The sequence below is a fragment of the Exiguobacterium sp. s59 genome (assembly GCF_018617475.1).
Taxonomy (GTDB): Bacteria; Bacillota; Bacilli; order Exiguobacteriales; family Exiguobacteriaceae; genus Exiguobacterium; species Exiguobacterium aestuarii.
The window spans coordinates 1,315-4,266 of record NZ_JACSKG010000014.1; the positions used below are offsets into that span (position 1 = coordinate 1,315).

Here is a 2,952-nt window from a genome sequence, read left to right on the forward strand (position 1 = left end):
TGGTCCGTAATGGACCGTGTGTCTTAGACGCTAGATCAAGGTAGAAAGGGCGTACGGTGGATGCCTTGGCACTAGGAGCCGATGAAGGACGCGACGAACAGCGAAATGCTCTGGGGAGTGGTAAGTACACATTGATCCAGAGATCTCCGAATGGGGGAACCCACCGCCGGGAGACTGGCGGGACACCCACGTGAATACATAGCGTGGCGTGAGGCATACCCGGGGAACTGAAACATCTAAGTACCCGGAGGAAGAGAAAGAAAATTCGATTCCCTGAGTAGCGGCGAGCGAAACGGGAACAGCCCAAACCAGGAAGCATGCTTCCTGGGGTTGTAGGACACTCTATACGGAGTTACAAAGGGATAGGGTAGGTGAACGACCTGGAAAGGTCGGCCAGAGAAGGTGACGGCCCTGTAGCCGAAACCCCATCCCCTCCAGAGTGGATCCTGAGTACGGCGGGACACGTGAAACCCCGTCGGAATCCGGGAGGACCATCTCCCAAGGCTAAATACTTCCTAGTGACCGATAGTGAACCAGTACCGTGAGGGAAAGGTGAAAAGCACCCCGGAAGGGGAGTGAAATAGATCCTGAAACCGTATGCCTACAAGTAGTCAGAGCCCGTTAACGGGTGATGGCGTGCCTTTTGTAGAATGAACCGGCGAGTTACGATGGCGGGCGAGGTTAAGCCGATGAGGCGGAGCCGCAGCGAAAGCGAGTCTGAACAGGGCGCATCAGTCCGTCGTCGTAGACCCGAAACCAGGTGATCTACCCATGTCCAGGATGAAGGTCAGGTAACACTGACTGGAGGTCCGAACCCACGCACGTTGAAAAGTGCGGGGATGAGGTGTGGGTAGCGGTGAAATGCCAATCGAACCTGGAGATAGCTGGTTCTCTCCGAAATAGCTTTAGGGCTAGCCTCGAGGTGAAGAGTTCTGGAGGTAGAGCACTGATTGGACTAGGGGCCCCCACAGGGTTACCGAATTCAGTCAAACTCCGAATGCCAGCAACTTGTACTCGGGAGTCAGACTGCGAGTGATAAGATCCGTAGTCGAGAGGGAAACAGCCCAGACCATCAGCTAAGGTCCCCAAGTGTATGTTAAGTGGAAAAGGATGTGGCGCTGCACAGACAACTAGGATGTTGGCTTAGAAGCAGCCACCATTCAAAGAGTGCGTAATAGCTCACTAGTCGAGTGGCGCCGCGCCGAAAATGTAACGGGGCTAAACATACCACCGAAGCTATGGATCCCGTAAGGGATGGTAGGAGAGCGTTCCAAGCAGCAGTGAAGCGGTATCGTGAGGAGCCGTGGAGCGCTTGGAAGTGAGAATGCCGGTGTGAGTAGCGAAAAGAGGGGTGAGAATCCCCTCCGTCGAAAGCCTAAGGTTTCCTGAGGAAGGCTCGTCCGCTCAGGGTTAGTCTGGACCTAAGCCGAGGCCGAAAGGCGTAGGCGATGGACAACAGGTCGATATTCCTGTACCGCCGTACCACCGTTTGAACGATGGGGGGACGCAGAAGGATAAGGTGACCGTGCGACTGGAAGTGCACGGACAAGCAGCGAGGCCGTCGGGTTGGCAAATCCGCCCGGCATACAAGGTTGAGCTGTGACGTGGAGCCCGTAGGGCGAAGCACCGGATTTCACGCTGCCAAGAAAAGCCTCTAGTGAGGAGGTCGGCGCCAGTACCGCAAACCGACACAGGTAGGCGAGATGAGAATTCTAAGACGCGCGGGATAACTCTCGTTAAGGAACTCGGCAAAATGGTCCCGTAACTTCGGGAGAAGGGACGCTTATGGCAACATAAGCCGCAGTGAATAGGCCCAAACGACTGTTTAGCAAAAACACAGGTCTCTGCTAAATCGCAAGATGAAGTATAGGGGCTGACGCCTGCCCGGTGCTGGAAGGTTAAGGGGATGTGTCATCGCAAGAGAAGCACTGAACCGAAGCCCCAGTAAACGGCGGCCGTAACTATAACGGTCCTAAGGTAGCGAAATTCCTTGTCGGGTAAGTTCCGACCCGCACGAAAGGCGTAACGATTTGGGCACTGTCTCAACGAGAGACCCGGTGAAATCATAGTACCTGTGAAGATGCAGGTTACCCGCGACAGGACGGAAAGACCCCATGGAGCTTTACTACAGCCTGATATTGAGGCTTTGTACGCGATGTACAGGATAGGTGGGAGTTTGTGAAGCCGGAGCGCCAGCTTCGGTGGAGACACCCTTGGGATACCACCCTTTGCGTATAGAGTCTCTAACTCGCAGCCGTGATCCGGCTGGAGGACCGTGTCAGGCGGGTAGTTTGACTGGGGCGGTCGCCTCCTAAACAGTAACGGAGGCGCCCAAAGGTTCCCTCAGAATGGTTGGAAATCATTCGAAGAGTGCAAAGGCAGAAGGGAGCTTGACTGCGAGACCTACAAGTCGAGCAGGGACGAAAGTCGGGCTTAGTGATCCGGTGGTTCCGCATGGAAGGGCCATCGCTCAACGGATAAAAGCTACCCTGGGGATAACAGGCTGATCTCCCCCAAGAGTCCACATCGACGGGGAGGTTTGGCACCTCGATGTCGGCTCATCGCATCCTGGGGCTGGAGTAGGTCCCAAGGGTTGGGCTGTTCGCCCATTAAAGCGGTACGCGAGCTGGGTTCAGAACGTCGTGAGACAGTTCGGTCCCTATCCGTCGTGGGCGCAGGAAATTTGAGGAGAGCTGTCCTTAGTACGAGAGGACCGGGATGGACGCACCGCTGGTGTACCAGTTGTTCCGCCAGGAGCATCGCTGGGTAGCTACGTGCGGACGGGATAAGTGCTGAAAGCATCTAAGCATGAAGCCCCCTCCGAGATGAGATTTCCCTTTGAGCAATCAAGAAAGACCCCTCAGAGACGATGAGGTAGATAGGTCATGGGTGGAAGCGTGGTGACACGTGGAGCTGAATGATACTAATCGGTCGAGGCTTTGATCTAGTCTA

General features: G+C 55.2%; 1 protein-coding gene and 1 other annotated feature (1 of these 2 only partly in view). The gene reads right to left on the reverse strand.

The features are described 5' to 3' along the window. Positions 1-2,947, forward strand: a sequence feature (most likely nonfunctional fraction of RNA operon); it begins 1,314 nt to the left of the window's first position. Continuing rightward, positions 1,422-1,586: a hypothetical protein gene (locus tag KNO91_RS15165; protein ID WP_214818705.1), complete on the reverse strand. Its 165-nt coding sequence runs from the start codon at positions 1,584-1,586 to the stop codon at positions 1,422-1,424. It overlaps the preceding feature by 165 nt. Positions 2,948-2,952: the final 5 nt, after the last annotated feature.

Coding starts and splice junctions, on each gene's coding strand:
- KNO91_RS15165 (WP_214818705.1), bottom strand. CDS start 1,586: ATGCCGGGCGGATTTGCCAACCCGACGGCCTCGCTGCTTGTCCGTGCA.